Below are 25,524 nucleotides of genomic sequence, written 5' to 3'. Positions count from 1 at the left end.
CTCTTTCTAAGTGATTATCATGGGCCGGGTCGACACAACCCGGCCCCGGTGTCAAAATAAACTACTTGGCCAGTTTTTCGATGGGCTCACGAACCAGAGGCATGGACATGCAGCGTGGGCCGCCACGACCGACGGTCAGGTTATCAGAATCAAGCTCCAGAACCTCGAATCCGGCTTCCTTCAAGGACTTGTTGGTCTCATAGTTCCTCTTGTAAACCAGAATCTTTCCGGGCTCCAGGGTCAGGGTATTGGAACCGTCAGTCCACTGCTCTCTCTCAGCAGCGATGACATCGCCGGCACCGCAGGGGAAGAGACGGACTTCTTTGCCCAGGATGTTTTCAAGGATTTCCTTGAGGGAACCCTTCATCTCTTTAATGACGATCTCGCCTTCCTTGTTCTCATCCTTGGTCAGTTCGAAAACGCGGAGAGTAGCGGTAATGCCGGGATGGTAGGTGAAGGCATCGCGGTCGATCATGGTGAAGACAGTATCAAGGTGCATCATGGCACGGTTGTTGGGAATATCAAAGGCATAGATTCTCTTGATATTGTTGGCACCCTTCTCCCAATAAATGTTATGGGCTAATTTCTGGAGAGCATCGGCCTCAGTCCGCTGAGAAATACCAACAAAGAGGGTGTTTTCATCGACGTTGAAGACATCACCGCCCTCAATGTGGAAGTGCTCATGACGGCCATAGAGGTTGGGCACCTTGCCGGCGTATTCAGGATGGTAACGGAAGATATAGTCGCAGTAGATGGTTTCACGGTTTCTGGTCACAGAGTACATCTTGTTGACGACAGCGGCATCACCCACGGAAGCAAAGGGATCGCGGGTGAAATAGAGGTTGGGCATGGGGTTCAAAATCAGCTGAGAGCTTCTATCCAGCTCGTCGATCAGGAAGTTGGTTTCCACTTCAGGCAACTCGTCGAATTTGACACCGGCCATGGTCTTCATCACTAGTTCCTTGTTGTCCTTGTACTGGCTGAAGAAATCCTTCAAAATGTCATGGTAGGTTTTTGTGACGATTCCTGCATCATCCAGGAATTCATCTAAGAATTGATCTTTAAGGTCTGGGTTGGCATCTAATGTTTCAGCCATGAGGTCTTCCAAATAAACAACCTCTACACCCTCTTCACGCATAATGTCAGTGAAACGGTCATGCTCGGCCTGGGCCTTGCTTAAATCGGGAATATCATCGAAGAGCAACTCTTCAAGTGTGTTCGGAGTGAGATAGAGCAGCTCATCACCGGGACGGTGGACGAGTACCTTCTTCAACCTGCCAATCTCACTAGTAACATTAATTGGGTTCATGTAATCTCCTTTCAAAGATTAAAATAAAGTGACCTTAAATCAACAGTAGGCGAAGCGTTTCCAAGTGTGGTAAAAACACAAAAAAAGGAAGAATCTCTCCGCAAGAGGGCTTTCTACAAACCAAAAACCCGTCTCTATGTTCAGGACCTCCAACTTTTATCAAAAATCTGAAAAAGCTGAGCTGAAGTCCATCTTCATGGTGAGATACTCCCTAGCTTGAAAAATCATCTTCCCTGGACTTAATATAACATAGTTTATTGAAAAAAGAAATAAATTTCAAAAATAATAAACCCGACAAAAAGGCCTGATTTTCAACAATCAGGCCTTAAAAATATTTTATAGATAAAATAATTAATTTTGATTTAGCATGGGCTAATTCTTTCGCCTACGCACCATATCCCCGACTTGACAGGATTCTTCCAGGGGGATCCAAAAGTCTTCCATCGGAACTTTAGCTTCCTCTTGACGAGATCCCTCTTGATCCTCAATGTTTGAGATGAGAAAAGTAAGGTTATGACCTTTGGCTCGAACCATTTCCACCTCATCGCCCTCTGCAAACTTATTCCTGCATTGGACAAGAATTCTCCCTCCCTTCTCATCCACCTCCTTCACCAGACCGATGAAGTCGTAATCCTGGATATAAGAGGTGGTATCATAATTTTGTCCGCCCAAGCCGGGATTACCAAAGAGGAAGCCCGATGTGAAATCTCTGTGTGAGGTCTTAGCCAATTCTCTCATCAAATCATCAACCAGGCCTTCATCAAGCTTTCCTTCCAGTGCAGCATCAATCGCCTGGCGGTAGGCTTTAACTACGCAAGCAACATAAAAAGCGGTTTTAACCCTTCCCTCGATCTTAAATGATCGGATGCCGGCGTCCATCAAATCGCTCATGTAGGGCAGGAGACAGAGGTCCTTGGAATTCAAAATGAAAGTCCCTCCCCCATCCTCTCCGATGGGGTAAAACTCTCCCTCTCGTTTTTCTTCCATCAGGTGGTATTTCCACCGGCAGGCCTGGGCACAGTCGCCTTGATTGGCATCCCTTCCGGTCATGTAATTGGACAAAAGACAACGTCCGCTATAAGAGATACACATGGCCCCATGGACAAAGCACTCCAAGTCCACATCATCGTAAGAGTTTTCCCGAATTTTGCGAATTTCTTTCAAACTGAGTTCCCGGGCCAGAACCAGACGCTTTGCTCCTAGATCCGCCCAGAAATTGACCGTGTCAGATGAGGTAATCGAAGCCTGTGTGGATACATGGATTTCCATCTGCGTGTTATTTCGAAAGGCCATAAAAATTCCGGGATCCGAAACGATGACGGCATCCACTCCAATGGATTCCAGAAAGAGAGCATAGTCCTTTAAGCCATCCAGGTCATTATCATGGGGCAGAATATTGGTGGTCACGTGAATTGCTGCCCCTTTCGCATGGGCATAACGGACAGCTTCCTCCAGTTCTTCCCGAGAAAAATTCTTTGATGCCTTCCGGAGCCCAAAGTTCTCCCCGCCCAGGTAGACAGCATCCGCCCCGAAATGGAGGGCGGATTTTAATTTTTCCATATCCCCTGCGGGGGCCAAAAGCTCAAATTTACCGGAGTTTGCCATTGGAATTCTCTGTTTCCATTATTATTGAAAGGATCATAGGGTTTCTCTGAATTTCAGCATAGACATAGGATTTAATCTTGTCCCTGATTTCCGATTTGAGGAAAGACCAATCCTTGATGTTCTTCTTTTCCGCATTGGTGAAAATAGCACGAACCTGCTTTTTCATCTCCTGAATCATGTCAATGTTGTCCTTCATATAGACAAAGCCACGGGATATGATTTCAGGACCGGCTGCAAGGTGGGCTGAATTCTTATCGACTGTCGCCACAATGACGATCATGCCATCGTCCGACAGACGCTTGCGGTCATTCAAAACCACATTGCCCACATCGCCAACGCCCAGACCGTCGATCAAGACCTTACCGGCCTGAACTTCATTGTCCGTATTGGCCTTAACGTGGGCTCCACGGCGTTCAAATTCAAATACGGTCCCGTTTTGCCCCATAAGAACATGGTCTTCCGCCATGCCTAAAGACATGGCCAGCTCTTTATGGGCAACCAGCATCCGGGTTTCTCCATGGGCTGGAATAAAGTACTGGGCCTTGACCAGGGAGTGCATAAGCTTAAGTTCCTCCGCACAGGCATGGCCGGAAACGTGAACCTCAGCGAGCGAAGAATAGATGAGTTTAGGACCCATTTCGGTCAACTTGTTGAGCATATCTCCGATTGCTTTCTCATTGCCTGGAATCTGGGATGCGGAGAGAATGATCGTATCCGTAGGCTGAATTTGAATCTGCCGATGGGCATTATTAGCCATCCGGGATAGGGCAGACATGGGCTCGCCCTGGGAACCTGTAATCAGGAGGGTCACCTGAGACGGCTTGTAGTTTTTAACGTCATTAATATCGATCAAGGTATTCTTCTTGACCTTAAGGTAACCCAGATTCATGGCTACATCCACATTGGTCAACATGGACCGTCCGGTTAAGGCGACTTTTCTGTGATTGGCTTCCGCTGCCCAGATAATTTGCTGAACCCGGTGGAGGTTTGAAGCAAAGGTAGCTACAATGATCCGATCCTTTGCACGGTTGAAGATGTTCTTAAAGGTCTCTCCTACCGTCCGCTCAGACATCGTATAGCCCTGGTGCTTGACGTTGGTAGAATCGCTAAAGAGGGCGAGTACACCTTCTTCTCCGAGGCGGGCCAGGGCCTGGAGGTCGGTAGGCTGCTCATCGATCGGGGTGAAGTCAAATTTGAAGTCACCGGTGAAGAGGACCGTACCGACCGGGTTGTGGACAGCGATCGCACAGGCATCAGGAATAGAATGGGCAACTCTGATAAATTCACACTCGAATGCCCCCAGCTTAATCCGGTCTCCGGCCTGAACATATTGAATCCACTTTGTCGAAAGACCATGCTCATTGAACTTATTCTGAAGCATACCCCCGGTTAAACGGGTGCAATAGATATTTACCGGAAGCTTTTTCAGGACATAAGGAACAGCTCCATAGTGGTCTTCATGTCCGTGAGTGATCAGGATTCCCCGAACTTTGGTTTTATTCTTTTCCAAATAGGTGATGTCGGGGATAACTGTATCAATCCCGGGCATATCCTCGTCCGGAAAGGTTAAACCACAATCAATGACAATGATGTCACTTCCGTACTCGATGGCTGTCATGTTCTTGCCGATCTCTTTAAGCCCGCCTAAAGGGATAATCTTGAGTTTTTTGGATCGGCTTGAGTTCTTCCTGCCGGTGGACTTGGTCCTTGGGCTGGAGTTCGAGGACCGTCTATGGGAAGACCTCCCCTCTTGACGGGATGGTCTGGTCCGATTTTGATGGTTAGTTGTTGTCAAATTCCATTCCTTTCCTGATATTCTGTGATTTCTCGTCTCCCCTCTCCTGAAGAATTTCCTGATAGGCCTGATAAACCTCATCATATTCACTGGCATTCTCCACGAATTGAAAGACCATATCCTCTTTGTCGGAATAATAGCGGAAAAGGACAGGATCCTTGGTGTCGGGATCCTCTAACCAACAGTAATCCCTCTCATCTACAGCGAAGGAAGCGAGGATTTTTACCTCAACGGCCTCCCCATCCGCATAGAGGGTGATGGTTTGCTTATCATTATTCTCCATCATGTAAGACTCCTTTTCTCCTTATCCAACCACGTTTGCAATATAAACGTTGCTGCAAGGGCATCAACGTATTTCTTCCGATGTTCACGCCGGACACCTGTTTTTTGAAGTACCCGGTCTGCAGAGATCGTCGTCATCCGCTCATCCTGGTAGATTACATCCTGTCCGATTTCTTTTTCCAGTGCCCGACCAAAGCTTTTTGCCCGATCAACCGATCGACCCTGGTCGCCATTCATATGTTTGGGCAAGCCGATAATCACTTCTCTGACTTCTTCCTCTCGAATAATGTCCAGGATTTTCTGAATATCTTCCTTTTGGGAAGTTCTCTTTATCGTACCATGGGCCTGGGCAATCAAATATGAGGGGTCACTTAATGCCACCCCGATAGTCTTACTGCCGACATCCAGTCCCATTGCCCTTTTCATCTCTTCTCCATCTCTTCAACTCTTCAACTCTTGTCTATTCACTTCACTCTTTCATTGCCTTGAATAAGTAAACCTAGGCCGGACTCTTGATCCGGCCTAGTACTTCTCTGACTTAATTCTCCGCCTTCTCTTCTTCCCGGTCTCCCTTCAAATAATAGGCCAGGAGTTCTTCCAGGAGTTCATCCCGGTCGATCTGTCGAATAAGCTTTCTCGCTCCCTTATAACTGGTGATATAGGTGGGGTCTCCGGATAGAATATACCCGATCATCTGGTTGAAAGGAGAATACTCTTTTTCTTCCAGAGCTTGGTAAACTTCTTTAAGGATTTCCCGGAATTCTCTTTCCCGGTTAATCGGAGTAAACAGCATCGTCTCAGAATAATCTTTGGCCATTTGAATCCTCCTATTTTAATTGATCCTTCAGTTTCTCTTCAACCGTAGCCAGGGCTCTTTCAATAGCTCCGGGGTCCTTTCCGCCGGCAGTCGCAAAATTGGGACGTCCACCGCCGTTCCCCCCACACATCTGTGCCAATTCCTTAACCAGTTTACCGGCATGGCCACCGACTTTCACTGCTTCTTCATCCATGGAAACGACCCAGAAGACCTTTCCCTCCAAATCAGAAGCGAGGACAAGAATCATTTTATCTTTACCCTCTTTCAAGGCATCTGCTGTTCCCTTAAGTTCGTCCATGGTTTTCCCGGACAAGTGGTCTTTAACAAGGGTAAAGCCGGCAATTTCCTGGGTCTGACTTTCTAACTTTTTCGAAAGATCCTGGGCCATCTTGGATTCCACCGAAGCCAGCTTCCTCTTCAGCTCCTTATTGTCATCCAGGAGCTTAAGAATTTTCTCTTTCAAGTCGGATCCACCAACCTTGATCAGGTCTTTAGCCTCCTCAATGGTCTCACGGTCTTCTTTTGCCAGTCGATAGGCGGTTCTACCGGTGACAGCCTCGATTCGACGAATTCCTGAGGAAATTCCCTGCTCAAAGAGGATGCGGAAAGAGCCGATCCGACTCGTATTTTCCACGTGCGTTCCCCCGCAGAGTTCTTTGGAAAAATCCCCCATGGAGACAACACGCACCGTGTCCTTGTACTTATCTTCAAATATGCCGATTGCCCCGGTCTTCATGGCTTCCTGAAGAGGAAGGAGGTCCGTATGGACGGGATAGGCTTCATGTATTGCCTGGTTGACAATATCTTCAACTTCCTCAAGCTCCTGATCGGTCAAGGCTTCATAATGGGAAAAGTCGAAACGCAGCCTTCGGTCATCCACATAAGAACCGGCCTGGTTCACATGGTCCCCTAATACCTGATGAAGGGCCTTATTCAGGAGATGGGTCGCAGAGTGGTTTTTCATGACATCTCTGCGGTAGTCCTTATCTAGGACTGCTTCAGCCCGGACATTCACTTTCAAAATACCTTCGATTACTTCCACTTCATGAAGGTAATGGTCATCTTTATCTTTTTGGGTATCCAGAACCCGGGCCTTCCAGCCCTGACCCTCCAAAAATCCCCGGTCGCCTACCTGTCCGCCGCCTTCGCCGTAGAATGGGGTTTGATCCAAGAGGACCTGGCCCTCCTGACCGGCTTTCAGAGCCTTTACTTCCTCACCCTCTCGGAAAAGAGCAAGAAGCTCAACATCGCCCTGGAAGGTCTCATAACCGGTAAATTGGGTTGAGGGATAGGCAGATAAATCCAAACTCTTTCTATCTTCCCATCCATGCCCCCCCTTGCGGTTGGTCCTGGATTGGATGCGTTGATCTTCCATCTTCTTTTGGAAGGACTCCACATCAACTTCAATTCCCCGCTCTTTGGTAATTTCCCAGGTCAGGTCGAGAGGGAATCCATAGGTATCATAAAGCTTGAAAGCATCTTCACCGGAGAGAATCTTCTTTCCCGATTTTTCAATTTCTTCCAAACGGGTTTCTAAAAGTTCCAGGCCCTGGTCGATAGTTTTTTGGAAGTTCTCTTCTTCCCGAACAGCTATTTTGAAGATCCGGTCTTTGGATTCTGTCAGACCGGGATACTCCTCCCGATAGACGGGAATCACCTGGTCCATCGTTTTGGTCAAAAATTCACCGGTAATGCCCAATAGCTTGCCGTGGCGGTAGGCCCGACGGATAAGACGGCGGAGAATGTACCCCCTACCTTCATTCGAGGGAACAACGCCATCGTGAATCAGGAAGGTCATTGCCTTGGAATGGTCAATAATGATCCGCATGGATTCATCCACCTTTTGACTCTGACCGTATTTCTTTCCGGATAATTCTTCAATTTTTTCCCGGAGGGGCATGAACTCCTCCAGTTCAAATATGTTGTCTTTGTTTTCCGTAATGAGAGCAAGACGTTCCAGGCCCATACCGGTATCAATGTTGGGATGGGCTAAAGGAATGTAGGTGGTTCCGTCAGGCTGACGGTCAAATTGGGTAAAGACAAGGTTCCAAATTTCCATGAACCGGTCGGAATTCTCTGTGGGATCAGCTCCTTCTCCATAGGCAGGACCCCGGTCATAGTGGATTTCCGAGCACGGCCCGCAAGGCCCCTGATCGAGTTCCCAGAAGTTATCTTCCTTACCCAGTTTGAGGATTTTGTCCGCAGAAATCCCAATCTCGTCCTTCCAGATTCCATACGCTTCATCGTCTTCCTCGAAAACGGAAACCCAAAGGCGGTCCTTGTCCAAACCGATTTTTTCCGTTAAAAAGGTCCAGGCCCAATGGATGGCTTCCCTCTTAAAATAATCACCAAAGGAAAAGTTCCCTAACATCTCAAAAAAGGTTCCGTGACGGGCGGTTTTTCCAACGTTATCAATGTCCGCTGTCCGGACACAGCATTGGGAAGAAGTTGCCCGATCCTTAGCCATCTTCTTTTCACCCATAAAATAAAGCTTTAGGGGGGCCATACCCGCATTAATTAACAAAAGGCTGGGGTCATCTTCCGGAACTAAAGAAAAGCTCTTTAACCGCACATGATCCTGAGCTTCAAAGAAGTCCAAAAAAATCTTGCGGCATTCATTCAAACTGATTTTTTTCATTGCGTTCTCCCTTTACTTACCTTGGACAATTATATCATAGAGCCCATCTCATCAATGTACTAAAAGGAGGACCAGCCGGAAAAAGAGCTGGTCCTCCCACCACATTCGATATTACGGACCCGGACCGGACTAAACTGCCTTGTAAATCTCCGCCATGTCCGCTAAAGTCTCATCATCAACCGCATTTTCGATGGCTAAACTCATCTTTCGAATAATAAGACGGGTGGGACAATTGGTATTGCCACCCGGACATTCTCCGCACTGGGTACAATCGGAAAGCCAGAGATCCCCCTCCAGGGTCTTCAAAAGATCAAGAACCTTAATCTCTCCGGGGTCTTGAGTCAATTCATACCCCCCCTTTACCCCTCGTATGGAACGGAGAAAGCCGTCTCTCTTCAGGGCTCGCAGGAGCTGTTCAAGATAATTGTCGCTCAGACTGAGATTCTCAGCAATTTCCGTAGTAGGAATCGGACCTTCCCCTGCCTTGGAAGCAATGTAGGTCATCGCTCGGAGGCCATAGCGACTTCTGGTGGTTAATTTCATGGCAAACCCTCTCTATATCCGGAATATGATTCAATAAAGAATCTAATCTCTACTAAAATACTTGACTTATTTTACTACAAAATTCAGTATTTTTTTAGGGATATAAATGGTTTTAACCGGAGTTTTATCGAAAAGGTGACGAGCTACGCCTTCATCCTTGCGAGCAAGAGCAAGAACTTCTTCCTGACTCGCGTCAACAGGAACTTGAATATAGCCTCTTACCTTGCCGTTAACCTGAACCGGCATTTTGATCGACTCACCCAGAAGTTTGTCTTCATCATAGTCCGGCCAGGAACCATCCGTCGCCAAATGACCTTCAAATCCGGCTCTTTCCCAAAGTTCCTCTGTGATGTGAGGGGCAACAGGATTAAGGAGGGTCAGGTAGACCTTCCAGTCTGCCCGGGTCATGGTGCCGAGTTTTCGGATCTCATTCGACAGGGTCATGAGCTGGGCGATCGCTGTATTGAACTTGAGCGATTCAAAATCTTCCGTAACTTTCTTAATCGTCCGGTGGATAATTTGCTCCAGGTCCGGTGTAAAGTCCTGACCATCGGTTAAGACCTCCTCCATCTTCCAGACCCGGTCGAGGAATTTCCGACAGCCCATCACTCCCTGGTCGGTCCATGAGGCTGAGTTTGTGAAATCCCCGATAAACATCTCATAAGTCCGGAGGGTATCCGCCCCGTACTCCCTTACAATCTCATCCGGATTGATGACATTTCCCCGCGATTTGGACATCTTTTCCCCGTTTTCTCCCAGGATCATCCCGTGAGACGTTCTTTTATGGTAGGGTTCTTTGCTGGAAACCACTCCAATGTCATAGAGGAATTTATGCCAGAAGCGGGAGTAAAGAAGGTGGAGGGTGGTGTGCTCCATTCCCCCATTATACCAGTCCACCGGACCCCAGTATTTCTCCGCCTCCAAGGAAACGGGTTTGGTTTCATTGTGGGGGTCCATGTACCGCAAATAATACCAGGAAGAACCTGCCCACTGGGGCATGGTGTCAGTTTCCCGCTGAGCCGGTTTGCCGCAGATGGGACAGGTGGTGTTCACAAAATCCGACATTTCAGAAAGAGGGGATTCACCGTCTCCGGTAGGTTCATAGTGGTCCACTTCCGGCAAGAGGAGAGGAAGGTCCTCTTCCGGAACCGGGACCCATCCGTGTTCCGGACAGTGAATCATGGGAATGGGCTCTCCCCAGTAGCGCTGGCGGGAAAAAACCCAATCACGAAGTTTATAGTTGGTCGCTTCCTTGCCCAAGCCCTGGTCGTCCAGCCACTTGGTCATGAAAGGAATTGCCTCTTTTACCGACTTTCCGTTGAGGAAGTCCGAGTTAATCAGGGTTCCTGATTCCACATCTGTAAAGGGGGCTTCCTCCACCGGACGCTCCGCTCCGGAGACCACTTCAATGATGGGCATGGTAAACTTTTTGGCGAATTCCCAGTCCCGTTCATCGTGTGCCGGAACAGCCATAATGGCCCCGGTTCCATAGGAAGTGAGGACATAATCGGAAATCCAAATCGGGATTTCCTTTTGGTTGGCCGGGTTGATGGCCGTGAGTCCTTTCACCATGACCCCGGTTTTTTCCTTGGCCAGCTCTCCGCGTTCAAAGTCCGACTTGAGGGCTGCCTGGTCCCGGTAGGTTTGAATCTCCTCCCAGTTATTTATCCTCTCTCTATTCTCATCAAGGATGGCATGCTCGGGAGCCAGGACCATGTAAGTGGCTCCAAAGAGAGTGTCAGGACGTGTCGTATAAACGGTAATTTCCTGATCAACCTCTTTCAGCGAAAACTTGACCTCGGCCCCGTGGGAGCGACCGATCCAGTTGATCTGCTGTTGTTTAATCTGAGGCATGTAATCCACTTCATCAAGGTCGTCAATCAAGCGGTCGGCATACTCGGTAATCTTAAGCATCCACTGGTTCTTGACCTTGTGGACTACCGGTGTCCCGCAACGCTCGCAGGCCCCGCCCACCACTTCTTCATTGGACAAGCCCACCTTGCAGGAGGGGCACCAGTTGATAGGAACCTCTTTTTTATAGGCCAGGCCGTGTTTATAAAGCTGGATGAAGATCCACTGGGTCCACCGGTAATAATCAGGATCCGTTGTAGAAAGTTCCCGGTCCCAATCGAAAGAAAACCCGATCGCCTTAAGCTGGTCCTTAAAATGAGCAACATTGCGTTCAGTAACCAGGGCGGGATGAATATGGTTTTTTATGGCATAGTTCTCCGTTGGGAGGCCGAAGGCATCAAAGCCCATGGGAAAGAGGACGTTATACCCCTCCATCCTCCGCTTTCGGGATACGATGTCCAGGGCGGTATAGGGTCTGGGATGACCGACATGGAGACCCTGGCCGGAAGGATAGGGAAACTCAACCAGGGCATAAAACTTTTTCTTATCGGAATTATTGTCCGCATGAAAGACATCTTTTTCCGCCCAAAAGGCCTGCCACTTCTTTTCAATTGCATGTGGATTGTAATCCATAAAATGACTCGCTTTCCTTATCCGAATTAGAGGCTTCCAACGGTCCGAGGGTAAGGAAGAACATCACGGATGTTTCCCATTCCCGAAACATACATGACCAGACGCTCAAAGCCCAGGCCATAGCCTCCGTGGACACAACCACCGAAGCGACGGAGATTGATGTACCACTCATAGCCTTCTGTCTCCATCCCCTTCTCTTTCATCAGGGCGGTGAGCTTATCGGCATCATTTTCTCTCTCTGACCCACCAATCAGCTCGCCAATGCCGGGTACCAGCATATCGAAACAAGCTACCGTTTTTCCGTCGTCATTCTGCTTCATATAGAAGGCCTTGATTTCCTTAGGATAATCCGTAACGAATAGGGGGCCATGGACCACTTCCTCTGTCAAATAACGCTCATGTTCCGTTTGAATGTCAGACCCCCACTTGACCTTATAGTCGAAGCGGTCATTGGCCTTCTCCAGGATTTCAATCGCTTCAGTATAGGTCATCCGGGCAAAGGTGGAGTGGCGAACCTGGTTGAGTCGGTCAATCAGCCCCTTGTCAATCCACTGGTTGAAGAAGTCCATTTCCTCGGGGAGAGCTTCCATAACATGGTTAATGACGGATTTAACCATGGCTTCCGCATTATCCATGGTCATGGCATTATCGGCAAAGGCCAACTCAGGCTCAATCATCCAAAACTCAGCCGCATGGCGGGTGGTGTTGGACTTTTCCGCCCGGAAGGTCGGACCAAAGGTATAGACATTGCGGTGGGACATGATGAAGGGCTCAACCTCAAGCTGGCCGGAAACGGTAAGATTGACCTCCCTGCCAAAGAAATCTTCCCCATAGTCCACTTCACCCTTGTCGTTTTTTGGGACTTGTCCAAGATCCAGGGTAGTTGCCTGGAACATCTCCCCCGCCCCCTCGGCATCCGATGCGGTAATGATGGGGGTGTGGATGTAGGTAAAGCCCTCCTTGTGGAAGAAGTTATGGATGGCATAGGCCAGCTCAGACCGGAGGCGGAAGACCGCCATAAAGGTGTTCGTCCGAGACCGAAGAGAGGGATGGTCCCGCAGGAATTCAAAGCTTTGTCGCTTATTCTGAAGAGGGTAGTCCAGGCTGCAAGCCTCTAAAAGCCGCACAGAGGAAGCCTGGATCTCAAAAGCCTGTTTAGCCTGAGGGGTGGCGACAACTTTCCCCTTAACTTCAATGGAAGATCCATTAGGGATATGGGCAATATCCCGGTAATTATCCAGGTCCGCTGAAGCAACGACCTGAACCGGCTGGAAGAAAGATCCGTCATTGACGATGAGAAATCCAACATTTTTTGAAATTCGAGACTGCTTGATCCATCCTTGAATAGTAACTTCTTTCCCGGCGAAATCGTCCGGTTGCCGATAAAGTGCTTTGATTTGCATTCAGGCCTCCTTATTGGTGAAAGCCATTGGACGGATCCCCATCAGAGTCCGACCTTCGGCTTAAAATATCCGTTTTTTCATCGAGGAATTCCTTCATTTTCCCCTCAAATCCGTGGTTTGTTGGCTGATAAAATTCACCTTTCATTATCTCATCCGGGAGGTAGTTTTGCAAGACAAGGGCCCCGGGGTAGTCATGGGGATAGAGGTAACCCAAGCCTCGGTTAAGTTCTCCCGCTCCGGCATAGTGAGAATCTTGAATGTGGAGGGGAATGGCCTGGTCGGCATGCTTGCGGTAATAGTCCAGAGCCCTGTCAATGGCCAAATAGGCCGCATTGGATTTTGGGGCACAGGCCAGGTAGATGGTTGTCTGAGCGAGAATGATCCTGGCCTCCGGCATCCCAATCTTATTGACCGCTTCCATGCAGGACTGGGCCAGGACCAGGCCCATGGGCTGGGCGTTACCGATGTCTTCCGAGGCCAGAATGACCAGGCGGCGGGCAATGAAGAGGGGATCTTCCCCACCGGCCAACATCCGGGCTAAATAATAGATGGCGGCATCGGGGTCGGACCCCCGGACGGACTTGATGAAGGCGGAAATGGTGTTGTAGTGTTCCTCCTCCCCCTTATCGTAGCTGAGGACCTTGCGCTGGATGGATTGGAGAATATCATCTTTATCCAAAATCAGCTTTCCTTCTTCAATCGGGCTGGAAAGAAAGGCGATTTCCAGGGAATTCAAAAGGATCCGGCTATCCCCTGAGGAGGCGGAAATCAGAGCTTCCCTGCCCCCATCGGTCAGGCTGATCTCTTCCTTCCCCAAGCCGCTTTCCGGATCGGACAATGCCCGGTCCAGTATCTTGCCCAGGTCTTCCCGGTCCAAACGGTGAAGTTCCACCAGCTGGCAGCGGGAAAGAAGGGCCTTATTGACTTCGAAAAAGGGATTCTCCGTTGTCGCTCCGATCAGGGTGATAGTTCCGTCTTCCACATGAGGAAGGAGGGCATCCTGCTGGGCTTTGTTGAAGCGGTGGATCTCATCGATAAAAAGGATGGTCCGAATATTGTCGAAGCTGATGGCGTCCTGAGCTTCCCGGATAACCTGACGAACCTCTTTTACTCCGGCTGTTACTGCCGAGATTTTTTTGAAGGATCTCCTGGTAGTCTGTGCGATGACATAGGCCAAGGTGGTTTTTCCGGTTCCCGGTGGGCCGAAGAGGATAAGGGAAGGCACCCGGTCAGCTTCGATCAAGCGACGAAGGGCCTTCCCCTTCCCCAGGATGTCCTCATGCCCCATAAAATCATCCAAAGTTTTGGGGCGTAGGCGGTCAGCCAGGGGAGCCGTCTTTTGAATTTCTTTTTCTCTTTGGAGGTCAAATAGGTCCATAACATCCTCCTTTTCATGAAAAAAGAGAGCACTAGGCTCTCTTTATCAGTCAACATTCTAACCGGTCAATCTTCCTTACCCTCATCCTTCAGAAGCTCCAATTCGTCATAGAACTTCTCCACATCTTCAAACTCCCGGTAGACCGAAGCGAAACGAACATAAGCTACCTTGTCAATCTTCTTCAGCTGACTCATAACCAAATCGCCGATGTAGGTTGAGGAGACTTCCTTTTGGTTCAGGTGGTTGAGAGCCGTTTCTATCTCATCGGCTGCTCTTTCCAACCGGTCCACGGCGATGGGTCGTTTTTCACAGGACTTGATCATGCCACGAAGGACCTTAGCCCTGGAGAAAGACTCCCGCGTCTTATCTTTCTTAACCACGACAATAGCCTGGTCCTCAAAGCGTTCGTAAGTGGTGAAACGCTTGTGACACTGGAGGCAAACCCTCCGACGACGTATGGCCATGTTATCTTCGGTTGGGCGAGAATCAATCACCTTTGTGTCCAAAAAAGAACAGAAAGGACATTTCATCTTAACGGTACTTTCTCAGGAAATCAGGAATGTCCAGACCGTCATCCTGGCGGTCCTTGGCTTGTGCTGCACTATCATCTTTCAAATCCTTCGAAGACTTGGACGATTCGTTCTTATTGGCATTGAGCTGCTTGGAATCGAAGCCGGTGGCAATAACGGTGATCTTGAGGTCATCGCCCAGGGATTCATCGGTGCCGGCACCGAAGATGATGTTGGCATCGGAATCGACTGCTTCACGGATGAGCTCTGCCGCTTCATTAACCTCGAAGAGACCAATGTCTGCCGCTGTAACATTGACAAGGACTGCCTTAGCTCCGTCAATGGAAGTTTCCAGCAGAGGAGACTTAACAGCGGCTTTAGCCGCATTAACGGCACGATTTTCACCGGAAGCCAGGCCAATCCCCATGTGGGCGATGCCCTGGTCTTTCATGATGGATTCAACGTCAGCAAAGTCCAGGTTAATCATGTTCGGAACCGCAATAAGGTCGGAAATGCCCTTGATACCGTTCATCAGAACCTGGTCAGCCATACCAAAGGCTTCCCGCATGGTTGTCCGACGTTCGGCAATCTGGAGGAGACGATCGTTAGGAACAACGATTAAGGTGTCCACCTTATCCTTAAGAGCCTGGATACCTGATTCCGCTTGGCTTGCCCTCTTTCGTCCTTCGAATCCGAAGGGCTTGGTTACCACGCCAACGGTCAAAATGTTCATCTGCTTGGAGACTTCTGCGATAATCGGAGCAGCACCTGTCCCGGTTCCACCGCCCATTCCGGCAGTGATGAAAACCATATCGGTATTTTGGAGGAGGTCCTGGACATCGGATTTGGATTCTTCAGCAGCCTTTGATCCGACTTCCGGGTTTCCGCCGGAGCCTAAACCTCTGGTGAGCTTCGTTCCGATCTGAAGTTTGCGGTCCGCTTCGACGACATCCAAAATCTGTTTATCCGTATTAATGGCAATGAACTCTACGCCGTCCAGACCTTCTGTCTGCATCCGGTTCAGGGCGTTGTTACCGCCACCGCCAACACCTAATACCTTGATTTTTGCTAAACCGTCGTTATTTAATTCCATGTCAAAATTACTGGTCATTGGTCCCCCCATGCTTTTTCTACGCTCGGATTCCCCAAGGCATGACACACCTCGTCTCCAGCTTTCCAACGAATCTACTTTCTTTTACTTTTCCTGACCGGCTTCCTCACCTTCGGTCACAACAATCATCTCCCGGCCATCTTTCACAATAATTTCTTGGGCAGGAATGGATTTCGTCCGAATTTCTTTGATGGCTGCCGTAATGTTGTTGATTTTTTTGAAAATGTCATCCGGTTCCCCAAAATGAACGAGAATATCTTCAATCATTATATCAATATTGCCCGTTTTATCAAAGGTTACATGCTTGATATTATCAGATATTTTCGTTTTTAAGAGGGCTGCCATGAAGTCAATATCCCGGGGATCATCAGAAAGAGCTTTCCCCTTTTCGATTACCCCCTTATTCCAAACCACCTCCAAGGGAACAACCCTGTCTTTGATCACGTTTCCCTTTCCTCTTTCCCGAACTATCCCCCGGTTATCTACCTGGTAAGACGGATCCCCCTTCAGATTGGCCAAAATATAAGACTCTTTAATCAGGACGTTAATCCGGTCGGGCATATCCTTTTCAATGGAGACCTCCTGAATCCCCTCCACTTTTTGCAGGCGGAGAATGGCCTCTTTGGGTGAATAAAGAAAAATATTCCCTTCGATTTTCCCCATCTGATCCACTACTTCCTGATCACTCAGGAGGGTATTGCCTTCGACATTCACATAGTGGATTTCAAATTTTTTTGACTTTAGTACAAATCCGATGAAGCCGAACAACAGAAGAAAAAAGCCCAAGACAAGGGGCCAAATCCGTCGTTTTTTCTTCTTTGATTTTTTCTTTATCGATTTTTTCTTAATTTCCATGGTAGGCCCCCCTTTCCGAATCAGCCGGCAAGCTTTTCCCGGCCACAGGTTTTTGAACAGTCTCTCTGGAAATATTCAGTATGATCCCCATCATCATGGAAACAGCCAATAGGGAGGATCCGCCATAGGAAATAAAGGGAAGGGTAATCCCGGTCGGCGGAACCAGGCCGATGGCTACCCCGATATTGACCATGGCCTGAAAAGCAATAATAAAGGTGAGGCCAAAACCCAAAAGTTGTCCGAAACGATTTGGACAATTCCTGACCGCCTTGGCCATCCGATAAATCATATACGCGTAGAAAATGATGAAGATGGCACTGCCGATAAAGCCCAGCTCTTCGGATAAAACCGCAAAAATAAAGTCGTTATGGGGTTCATCGGCCAAATAATCAAACTTTTGTCGGCTCTGTCCAAATCCCACGCCGAATAGGCCGCCTGTCGTGACGGCAAAAAGAGACTGCATAAGCTGCCAGCCTTCATTAAGGGGGTCCTTCATGGGATCCAACATCACCAGAAGGCGGTTAAGTCGGTAGTTTCCCTCACGCGGCCAGAAGGCATAGAGGAGGCCGGCCAGGGCAAAAAGAGCTAGAGGAATAATTTCCCGGATCTTCATCCCACCGACGTAAAAAAGAACCGAAAGGCTGATAGAAATGACCATAACAGCGGAGAAATTGGGCTGTAATAGGACGGGAAGGATGGTTATGCCAATGAATGCCAAAATGAAAAAAAAGGACTTCCATGCTTTTTTCCCCTTATCCATGGCCCGGTTCCGCTTGGATAAGTAGCGGGATAAAAACATGATCGATCCGATCTTAAGAAAGTCGGAAGGCATGATGGTAAATGATTCATGACCAATCCAACGGTGGGCCCCATTACGAACGACACGAATACCCGGAACAAAACAAAGGATACAGAGGATAAAGGCTAAAATATAAAGGAGGTAGGCATAGCGTCGATAGATCCGGTAGGGAATCCGCGAAACCAGGACCAGGACAAAAATGGATATTGTTCCCCATACCAGATCTCGTTTCAAAACATAGTTGGGATCCCCGTACTCCCTTAAAGCCCACGGAGCAGAAGCAGAAAAGACCATAATCACGCCAAAAACAATAAAGCCCAGGGCTAATGCCAGCAGGGGGGCATCCATCTTCCCCTCCGGCTTGACAAAAAGACGGAGAAAACCGGGTCTCTTGCCGGAGACTTTGCGGATTTTTCCCCTTGTCTCTCCCTTTCTTTTATTCTTTTTTTGCATCATGGTTCCGACTCTCATGGAAACTCCTTATTTAATTCCGACCTTTCAGGTTTTGGACCAAATCCTTAAACTCCTGACCTCTTTCTTCAAAGTTATTATACATTCCCCAGGAGGCGGACGCCGGAGAAAGAAGGACCACGTCACCGGCTTGGGCCATATCATAAGCCTTGTCAATGGCTTCTTTAAGGCTATCGACCATGACCACCCGATCTCCCATTCCCCGCTCTTCCATTCCCTGCTTCAGGCTGTCCCGGGTCTGGCCCATGAGGATCATGGCCTTGCCCTGGGGACGGAAGGCCTCATAAAATTCGTCAAAGGGGACGTGCTTGTCGTAGCCGCCTGCGATGACGATGAGGGGGGCCTGGAGGGAGTGAATGGCCCGGACAGCAGAATCCACATTGGTAGCCTTGGAGTCATTGATATAAGTGACCCCGTTGATGGTGTCGACCACCTCCATCCGATGTTCGATGGCCCGAAAACTTTGAAGGGCTTCTTTTATGGTGGGCCAGTCCAGTCCTATTTCATGACAGAGGCCGGCAGCAAAGAGGGCATTGTCAACGTTGTGGCTCCCCACCAGGGTCCAAAAACCTGGCTGGCGAATTTCCTGAGCCCATTCCCCCTCCGGATCAATCCACTTGACATTGGCCTTGAAGCGGCCGGATTCAAAGGCTTCCCTGGAAGGCCGGTCGTGGGGGTTGAGGTAGAGAATGTCCTCCGGCCCCTGACTCTTGGAGATATTGAACTTACAGGCCGCATAATGGGCAAAATCCTTATGCCAGTCAATGTGGTCGGGGGTAACGTTGAGGATGGCGGCATAGGGGGGCTTGAACCGGTCCACCGAAGCCAGCTGGAAGGAGGAGGATTCAATGACCAGCCAGGTGTCGGGATCTGCCTTATCAATGGCTTCAAAGACCGCCAGACCGATATTCCCACAGGCGATGGCGGGATGGCCGGATCCATTGAGAATATGGGTCACCATGGAGGTGGTAGTTGTTTTCCCATTGGACCCGGTGATAGCCACCATGGGCTGGTTGGGAAAGAGTCGGTAAGCCAGTTCAATGTCGGAGCAGACCGGCAGGCCCTCTTCCCCGGCCCTTTTCAGGAGGGGCTTATCCAGAGGGATAACCGGAGCCTTGACCACATAGGCCAGGTCGGACCAGGGGATCTCATCCAGGTCCTTGGCCAAGTCCACCATGGAGAGGTTAAGACCCTCCTTAACCAGGTCGTCGAGACTGACCTCCTGGTCATTATAGAGAGTCACCTTCCATCCTGCTTTGGGGAAGGTAGAGAGAATGGCCTTTCCGGTGACGCCCAGGCCATACAAAAGGATGCGGTCTTTGCCTTCAGGGCTTTTGATTTTCATAGAAACCTCCTAAAAAATAGCCAGGGTAAGCAGGGAGAGAAGGAGGGAAACCAGGCTGAAAGCGACGGTGATCTTCTCTTCGGGATATCCGGACAGTTCAAAGTGGTGGTGGATGGGCGACATCTTAAAGATTCGCTTGCCCCCCGTCCGTTTGAAATAGGTGACTTGAATAATGACTGATAGAGCTTCCATCAAATAAACTCCACCCAATACCACCATGAAAAGTAGGCGGTTATAAAGAAGGAGGAGGGAGACGATGGCACCCCCGATGGCCATGGACCCCGTATCCCCCATCATGACGGAGGCGGGATGGGCATTAAAGAAGAGGTAGCCCACCAGGGCACCGGCAAAAATCAAGGCATAGTAATAGATGACATTGCAAACCGCATAGGGGTAAATGAGGGCGGCCAGGGCGAGGACAAAGAAGACGGGGATAGAAACCCCGGTACAAAGTCCGTCCAAGCCGTCCGTTAGATTGACGGCATTGACTGACCCGACCACGACAAACATGAGGATGGGAACCCAGAAAAAGCCCAAGTCCAGGGTGACATTAAAAAAGGGAATCTTCTGCCGGCTCAGGTCTCCATTCGTCAGGAAGGCCAGGATGACCAGAATAAAAGATAGACCGAATTGGAGATAAAGCTTCTGCCGTGGAGTCAAACCCTCATTTTGCTTTTGCTTGACCTTTTCATAGTCATCCAAAAAGCCGATCAGGGCAAAGCCCAGGGTGCCCAGCAAGAGAAAGAGGCTTTCCAGGCGAAAACCGGTAAAAATAAAAAGGAGGATCAGGCTGACCAGGGTAAAGACAATGCCGCCCATGGTGGGTGTCCCCGCTTTTTTATAGTGGGCCTTGTTGCCCTCCTCCCGGATGGGCTGGCCGATCGATTCCTTTCGGGAAAAGCGAATCCAAAAGTAAGTTCCCAAACCGCTAAAGAGGGTTGCTAAAAAGAAAACCAGCAAGCCCGGGTGTTGCAATTCCATCATAATCATCCTTTCTGTATCATGCGAAACAGGGTTGAAATCTCTTGCATCAGTTTCCTTCCTTCGTGTTATCCAGAATAAAGCGGACCCGGGTAGTTCCCGGAACTTTCGTTCCCGGCTTGGGATCCTGGTCGATAACCTTTCCCTCCCCTCTGGTATCAAAAGGAATCGACGTCGCCCGGAAGATCTCCTCCACCTTTTGTTTACTTGCCCCCGTCATGTCCGGAACAAGATAGGAAGCCTGGTCATCCGGATATAGGGTGATCGATTGGCCTTCCCGGTAAAGGCCACCTGCTTTAGGCATTTGGCTACCGATGATGGAAAACTCCGACATGGCCCCGTATCGGGTGAAAAGATAGCCGGTTTTCTCTGCTTCTTCCACCGTTTTTCCTACAAAATCAGGCAAGGCATGTCCAGGAGTGGGACCTTTTCTCTCCTCCCCGTCTTCCCTTTCCACATAACGGGTCAGGGTCTGACTGGCTACGGGAACAGCAATCAAGGAGCCATAGCCCTGGTTATTAGGGGTGTTGACAACGATTAAGATGGACAGTTTGGGATCATCAGCCGGATAAAAAGCAAAATAGGAAGCGACGGTATCCCGGGTATAGACCCCGTCCTTGGCGATTAAGGTCGTTCCGGACTTTCCTCCGACCGGTTTTCCCTTTAGTTCCTTAAAAGGCTTGGAGGCGGAAGCTTGAAGATAGTTCCGCATGGTCTTGACCGTATCTTGGGAAAAGATGGGATCCGGTTTCTCTACCTTGTAGGTGGAGAGAAGAGTCTTATCAGAATTTAAGGACTGGTAGAAAATATGGGGTTGGATATAATACCCCCCATTAATTGTGGCATTGGCCATGGTGAGTACCTGAATAGGTGTGACGGATAGGCCATGGCCGTAGGACATGGTGGCAAAGCGAGCCTGGTCCATGTCCGCCAGGGTTTTTGGCATCACTGATGAAGCTTCAGCAGGAAGGTCGATTCCACTCTTCCCTCCCACACGTAGAGCATGGAGGTAGGAAGTAAAGCGTTGAGGGCCGATTTTCCAAACAATCTGAACAAAGCCACAGTTGCAGGAATTCACTAAGGCATCTTTCAGGAGTTCCTCTCCGTGAGCTCTTCCCATGTCGCAGGAAATCCTGGTTTGAGGAGCAATTTGGATAGAACCTTGACAAAGGACGTGGTCCACATCTGCTGCAAGTGCCTGACTGTCCAGAGCTAAAGCCGTAGTGATGGACTTGAAAACGGAGCCCGGTTCATAGAGTCCGGATACCGCAGGGTTTTTCCACCGCTCGTAGAGAAGGTTGAGTTTATCTTCTTCAGTCATCGAGTCCCAACGAACCCGGTCCTCCTTACGCTCAGGTTGCCGGGGTTGGTTGGGATTGAAGTTGGGTAGGCTCTCCATGGCCAGGATTTCCCCCGTGTTGGGATCGGAAATGATCCCTGTGATGGATTTAGGGGTGTATTTTTCTGCACACTTGACCATCTCCTCCCGGAGGATTTTCTGGGCCTCCAGGTCAATGGTCAAACAGACGGATTGACCATTAGAAGGGTCAAAAGATTTGCCTTCTTCAGTGGGAACAACACGTCCGCGGAGGTCTTTGGTGAAGACATCCTGACCCGCCGACCCCCTCAAAACCTGGTCAAACTCCTTTTCTGCACCATAAATACCCAGCCCCTCATCGTTGGTATAGCCCAGGGTCTGGGAAAGAAGACTGTCGTTGGGATAAAAACGCTGGCTCTCATGCTCCAGCGATATTGCTCGAATTCCGGAAGCCGTCAAAGCCTGGATCTCCCCATCAGAAACTTTATCCTTGATTCTTATGTAGGATTTCTTGGATTTCAGGTCATCCATGACCTTGGACGGTTCCAGACCAAGGATGTAAGAAAGTGCATCGGCAACTTCCTGATAATCATCAGGATCCACCTGCTTAGGAGAAAGGTAGGCAGAAGTGATGTTGACGGAAATTGCCAAGGGCTCCTGGTTTCGATCGTAAATTGCCCCACGCTCAGCCTGAGCCGTTTTTTTCGTTCTCCGCTGGGCATAAGCCTGGGCCCGATAATCATCTCCTCCGATGACCTGCAAATAAAAAAGCCGAAGAAGAAATCCAACCACAACAGCCAGGAGACAGACATAAATCAGTCTTGTTCTTGACTGGAGGTTGATTTCATTCGGCTTATTCAATGATTTCAATTTTTTGAAAAGCATGCCTCACCACCTGGTTTTTAAGCGGCAGCAATTATCTTCCTTGATCAGCCAGTTGGTTTTGACTGCCGGGATCCTTATAGACGTCCTTGGGATTGGCATGTATAGAGATAATGTCTTTATCTTGGGGCTTGACCATTTGAAGGCGTTCTCTTGCCAGCCTTTCAATCCGGTCCGGGTCACTATAGGGGGCCATTTTCATGGTTAAAAGGTCTGTCTCGGACTGGAGGGCCTGGACTTTTTGCCGCGTTTCATTGATTTGATTTTGAACGATTGACACTTCATTATAACTGATTAGGTTGGCGATAAGCAAACCCACAAAGGCGGTCAACATCACGAAAAGCGATAGTCCCTGAGCCGGTGTGAAAAGAGCTCTCTGTCCCATCCGAGCGGTTCGGGCTTGTGGTTTGGCTTTTTTCTTCCCTTTCACCCTTGCCTTCTTCGCATGGCCCTTTCCTTTTTCATTCAAACCCTTCTTCGGTGATTGCCTCCTCCCCCTTTTCTGAACCGGCTGAGGCGGGTCCTGAATAATTTCAATTTGACGTCGACGGGCCGGTCTCTCTTCGATATATTGTCTTGCTGGCTCACCCATTGTTATCCCCTAACTTTTCTACAATCCGGAGTTTGGCTGATCGGGCCCTCGGATTGGACTTGGCTTCCTCTGAAGAAGCCTCAATCGGTTTACGGTTTATCCATTTGATTTCAGGATGGTGTCCACATACACATACCGGAAAATCCGGAGGACATATACACCCGGTTGCCATCTGTTTGAAAGCGTTTTTCACAATCCGGTCTTCTAAGGAATGAAAATCAATTACGCAGAGTCTGCCGCCCACTTCCAGGCGGTTCACTGCCTTTTGAAGACTCTCGGCAAGAACGTCAAGTTCATGGTTGACTTCAATACGGAGGGCTTGAAAAACCTGTCTGGCAGGGTGTTTATCCAGACGGGCTCCCTTGGGAACAGCCCGCTTGATGATGTCCACCAAATCAGCCGTGTTTTCGATCGGCCGATTTTTACGAGCCTCGACAATAAATGTTGCAATCCGGTCGGCCCATCGATCTTCCCCATACTCATAAATAATCCGAGAAAGATCCTCTTTGGAATACGTTTTAAGAATATCTTTTGCGGTAGGAATATCCGCACTCCGGTCCATCCGCATATCGAGTTCAGCATCCTGGTGGTAGGAAAAACCGCGTTCCCCTTGATCCAACTGGTAAGAGGATACGCCGATGTCCATCAGAATGCCTTCCACGCGATTAATGGACAGGTCAACAAGAATATGGTCGAGATCTTTGAAATTGGCGTGGACAAAACGAACATGCTCAGCCCATGGGGCCAGATTCACCTTAGCGGCGTCTAAAGCCTCGACATCCTGGTCGATAGCTATGAGTCTTCCGCTTGTCAACGCTTTTACAATCTCTTTCGAATGACCTCCCCCGCCCACTGTGCAGTCGACGTAGGTGCCATCCCCCTGAATGTTCAAGCCTTTCAAAGTCTCCTGAAGAAGGACGGGAGTATGTTGGAATTCCATCGATCCTCCTGTCTAGAGATCAGTATCGCTTGCATTCAGAGATTCAGTAAGCTCGTCATAATCCATAGCGTCAGAATCCATATAGGAATTCCATGCTTGCTTGTCCCATACTTCAATGCGGTCGCTGACGCCTACAATGACGGCATCGCTTTCAATGCCGGCATAGGACCGTAAATGAGGTGGAATAACAAAACGACCTTGCTTGTCCAGACTGACTTCCATGGCCCCGGCATAAAACATACGGGAGAAGCCACGGGCAGCCTTGGCGGTCAAACGGAGCTTGCGGATCTTCTCATCCATCCGCATCCACTCATCCTGGTCGTAGATAAACAGGCAATCTTCCATGCCACGAGTGATATAAAAGGGTTGAGAAAGCTGGTCGCGGAATTTAACGGGCAAGGAAATTCTTCCCTTACTATCCACGCTGTGATTGTATTCACCCAAAAACATGGCTTTCCTCCACTTTTCTCCACTTATTTCCACCTAAACCCATTTTAGGCCATAAATCATAAAAGAACAAGGGCGATTTCATTAAATTTCTGAAATAATGCATAAAAAAAGAGCAAGCCGTTTGGGGCTTGCTCACTGCATAACTCTTGATTTTTCAATCTTTTGAAGGAAGAGATCCGAGTTCCTCTTCAAAAGTGGAGGGAATTCCCATAAAAATGTCAGGAAGAAAGGCTCTCCTTGTTATCATATGGATTTTTCCCGGGTATGTCGGCATTGGCGGGTTTCCCGGAGAGAATGATATAACCGACCAGTCCCACCACCAGACCCGAAACAGCCAGAACCTGGGCAACACGGAAATTGCCGAACATGAGGGAATCCGTCCGGAGACCTTCAACAAAAAAACGGAGAATCCCGTATCCAACAAAATAGAGACAGGTGACCTGGCCATCCCTCTTCAGCCATTTCCTTGAATAAAGAAAAAGGAGGATAAAGAGGAGAATGTCACCCAGAGACTCATATAAAAAAGTGGGATGGTAGGATACCCCATCAATGATGACGCCCCATGGTAAGTCGGTGGGAACGCCGTGGGCTTCATTATTGATAAAATTTCCCCACCGACCTATTCCCTGAGCCAGGGCTAAGCCGGGCATGACAATGTCCGAAAGCCGGGGAAACCAGAACCCCTTCTTTCTGGCAAGGATCAAGCCTACAATAAGTCCGGCGATGATTCCGCCCTGAATTGCCAACCCCCCGTCCCGGATGTTAATCATATCCAGGAAGGAGTCATAGCGATGCCACTCAAAAATGACATACCAAATCCGAGCACCCACAACACCGAAAGGGAGAATCCAGAGGCCGATGTCATAAGCATCATCAGGATTCATCTTGCGGCGTTCCATCTCTTTGGATACTAAATAAAGGGCCAGGATCATCCCGGAGACAATGATGATGGCATACCAATAAACATCAATCCCAAACAGGGAAAATGCGACACGGTCTCCAGTGTATTGCATAGCA

General features: G+C 49.0%; 22 protein-coding genes. All 22 read right to left on the bottom strand.

Translation table 11 applies throughout. The features are described from left to right. Positions 1-61: 61 nt before the first annotated feature. The gene (gene arcA / locus BN2373_RS06305) at positions 62-1,309 is read right to left on the bottom strand and encodes an arginine deiminase (RefSeq protein ID WP_053943250.1); all 1,248 of its coding nucleotides are present in this window, start codon (positions 1,307-1,309) and stop codon (positions 62-64) included. A 372-nt stretch (positions 1,310-1,681) separates the two neighbouring features. Further along, positions 1,682-2,869, bottom strand: coding sequence for a peptidase U32 family protein (locus BN2373_RS06300; RefSeq protein ID WP_238379633.1), 1,188 nt, complete (start codon positions 2,867-2,869; stop codon positions 1,682-1,684). 28 nt (positions 2,870-2,897) lie between these two features. Beyond that, entirely contained in the window at positions 2,898-4,571 is a 1,674-nt protein-coding gene (locus tag BN2373_RS06295) for a ribonuclease J (protein ID WP_053943530.1), read from the bottom strand. A 124-nt stretch (positions 4,572-4,695) separates the two neighbouring features. Next, on the bottom strand, positions 4,696-4,995 hold the full coding sequence (locus BN2373_RS06290; protein WP_053943248.1) for a DUF1292 domain-containing protein: 300 nt from the start codon (positions 4,993-4,995) through the stop codon (positions 4,696-4,698). Beyond that, positions 4,992-5,417 (bottom strand): Holliday junction resolvase RuvX, encoded by a 426-nt coding sequence (gene ruvX / locus BN2373_RS06285; protein ID WP_053943247.1) that lies wholly within the window; start codon positions 5,415-5,417, stop codon positions 4,992-4,994. The genes BN2373_RS06290 and ruvX overlap by 4 nt, the downstream gene beginning before the upstream one ends. Before the next feature lie 112 nt (positions 5,418-5,529). Beyond that, on the bottom strand, positions 5,530-5,808 hold the full coding sequence (locus BN2373_RS06280; RefSeq protein ID WP_053943246.1) for an IreB family regulatory phosphoprotein: 279 nt from the start codon (positions 5,806-5,808) through the stop codon (positions 5,530-5,532). 10 nt (positions 5,809-5,818) lie between these two features. After that, on the bottom strand, positions 5,819-8,446 hold the full coding sequence (alaS, locus tag BN2373_RS06275) for an alanine--tRNA ligase (RefSeq protein WP_053943245.1): 2,628 nt from the start codon (positions 8,444-8,446) through the stop codon (positions 5,819-5,821). Between the two features lie 129 nt (positions 8,447-8,575). Then, on the bottom strand, positions 8,576-8,989 hold the full coding sequence (locus BN2373_RS06270) for an Rrf2 family transcriptional regulator (RefSeq protein WP_053943244.1): 414 nt from the start codon (positions 8,987-8,989) through the stop codon (positions 8,576-8,578). A 66-nt stretch (positions 8,990-9,055) separates the two neighbouring features. Further along, complete coding sequence (gene leuS / locus BN2373_RS06265; RefSeq protein ID WP_053943243.1) at positions 9,056-11,473, bottom strand: leucine--tRNA ligase; 2,418 nt, start codon at positions 11,471-11,473, stop codon at positions 9,056-9,058. A gap of 26 nt (positions 11,474-11,499) precedes the next feature. Then, positions 11,500-12,876: an asparagine--tRNA ligase gene (asnS, locus tag BN2373_RS06260; RefSeq protein WP_053943242.1), complete on the bottom strand. Its 1,377-nt coding sequence runs from the start codon at positions 12,874-12,876 to the stop codon at positions 11,500-11,502. Positions 12,877-12,886: 10 nt separating this feature from the next. Beyond that, positions 12,887-14,254: a replication-associated recombination protein A gene (locus BN2373_RS06255; protein WP_053943241.1), complete on the bottom strand. Its 1,368-nt coding sequence runs from the start codon at positions 14,252-14,254 to the stop codon at positions 12,887-12,889. Between the two features lie 65 nt (positions 14,255-14,319). Continuing rightward, complete coding sequence (gene nrdR, locus BN2373_RS06250) at positions 14,320-14,784, bottom strand: transcriptional regulator NrdR (protein WP_053943240.1); 465 nt, start codon at positions 14,782-14,784, stop codon at positions 14,320-14,322. Between the two features lies 1 nt (position 14,785). Beyond that, positions 14,786-15,874, bottom strand: a complete 1,089-nt coding sequence (ftsZ, locus tag BN2373_RS06245; protein ID WP_053943239.1) for a cell division protein FtsZ — start codon at positions 15,872-15,874, stop codon at positions 14,786-14,788. 84 nt (positions 15,875-15,958) lie between these two features. Next, entirely contained in the window at positions 15,959-16,729 is a 771-nt protein-coding gene (locus tag BN2373_RS06240) for a cell division protein FtsQ/DivIB (RefSeq protein ID WP_053943238.1), read from the bottom strand. Beyond that, positions 16,719-17,999, bottom strand: coding sequence for a putative lipid II flippase FtsW (gene ftsW / locus BN2373_RS06235; RefSeq protein WP_053943237.1), 1,281 nt, complete (start codon positions 17,997-17,999; stop codon positions 16,719-16,721). Before ftsW ends, BN2373_RS06240 begins: the two co-directional genes overlap by 11 nt. 13 nt (positions 18,000-18,012) lie before the next feature. Beyond that, positions 18,013-19,344: a UDP-N-acetylmuramoyl-L-alanine--D-glutamate ligase gene (gene murD / locus BN2373_RS06230; RefSeq protein ID WP_053943236.1), complete on the bottom strand. Its 1,332-nt coding sequence runs from the start codon at positions 19,342-19,344 to the stop codon at positions 18,013-18,015. 9 nt (positions 19,345-19,353) lie between these two features. Next, positions 19,354-20,325, bottom strand: coding sequence for a phospho-N-acetylmuramoyl-pentapeptide-transferase (gene mraY, locus BN2373_RS06225; protein ID WP_074018034.1), 972 nt, complete (start codon positions 20,323-20,325; stop codon positions 19,354-19,356). 49 nt (positions 20,326-20,374) lie between these two features. Beyond that, positions 20,375-22,528 (bottom strand): penicillin-binding protein, encoded by a 2,154-nt coding sequence (locus BN2373_RS06220; protein ID WP_053943235.1) that lies wholly within the window; start codon positions 22,526-22,528, stop codon positions 20,375-20,377. 31 nt (positions 22,529-22,559) lie between these two features. Beyond that, positions 22,560-23,117, bottom strand: a complete 558-nt coding sequence (locus BN2373_RS06215; protein WP_053943234.1) for a septum formation initiator family protein — start codon at positions 23,115-23,117, stop codon at positions 22,560-22,562. After that, positions 23,110-24,057, bottom strand: a complete 948-nt coding sequence (gene rsmH / locus BN2373_RS06210) for a 16S rRNA (cytosine(1402)-N(4))-methyltransferase RsmH (protein WP_053943233.1) — start codon at positions 24,055-24,057, stop codon at positions 23,110-23,112. Before rsmH ends, BN2373_RS06215 begins: the two co-directional genes overlap by 8 nt. A 12-nt stretch (positions 24,058-24,069) precedes the next feature. Then, a complete protein-coding gene (gene mraZ, locus BN2373_RS06205) occupies positions 24,070-24,507 on the bottom strand; it encodes a division/cell wall cluster transcriptional repressor MraZ (RefSeq protein WP_053943232.1) in 438 nt (145 codons plus the stop codon). A gap of 218 nt (positions 24,508-24,725) precedes the next feature. Continuing rightward, a complete protein-coding gene (gene lgt / locus BN2373_RS06200; protein WP_053943231.1) occupies positions 24,726-25,520 on the bottom strand; it encodes a prolipoprotein diacylglyceryl transferase in 795 nt (264 codons plus the stop codon). Positions 25,521-25,524 lie beyond the last annotated feature (4 nt).

It is taken from the genome of Kallipyga gabonensis, from assembly GCF_001286805.1.
Classification (GTDB): Bacteria; Bacillota; Clostridia; order Tissierellales; family Peptoniphilaceae; genus Kallipyga; species Kallipyga gabonensis.
Note: the sequence above shows the minus strand (reverse complement) of the source record. Positions and strands in the feature narration are given on the sequence as shown.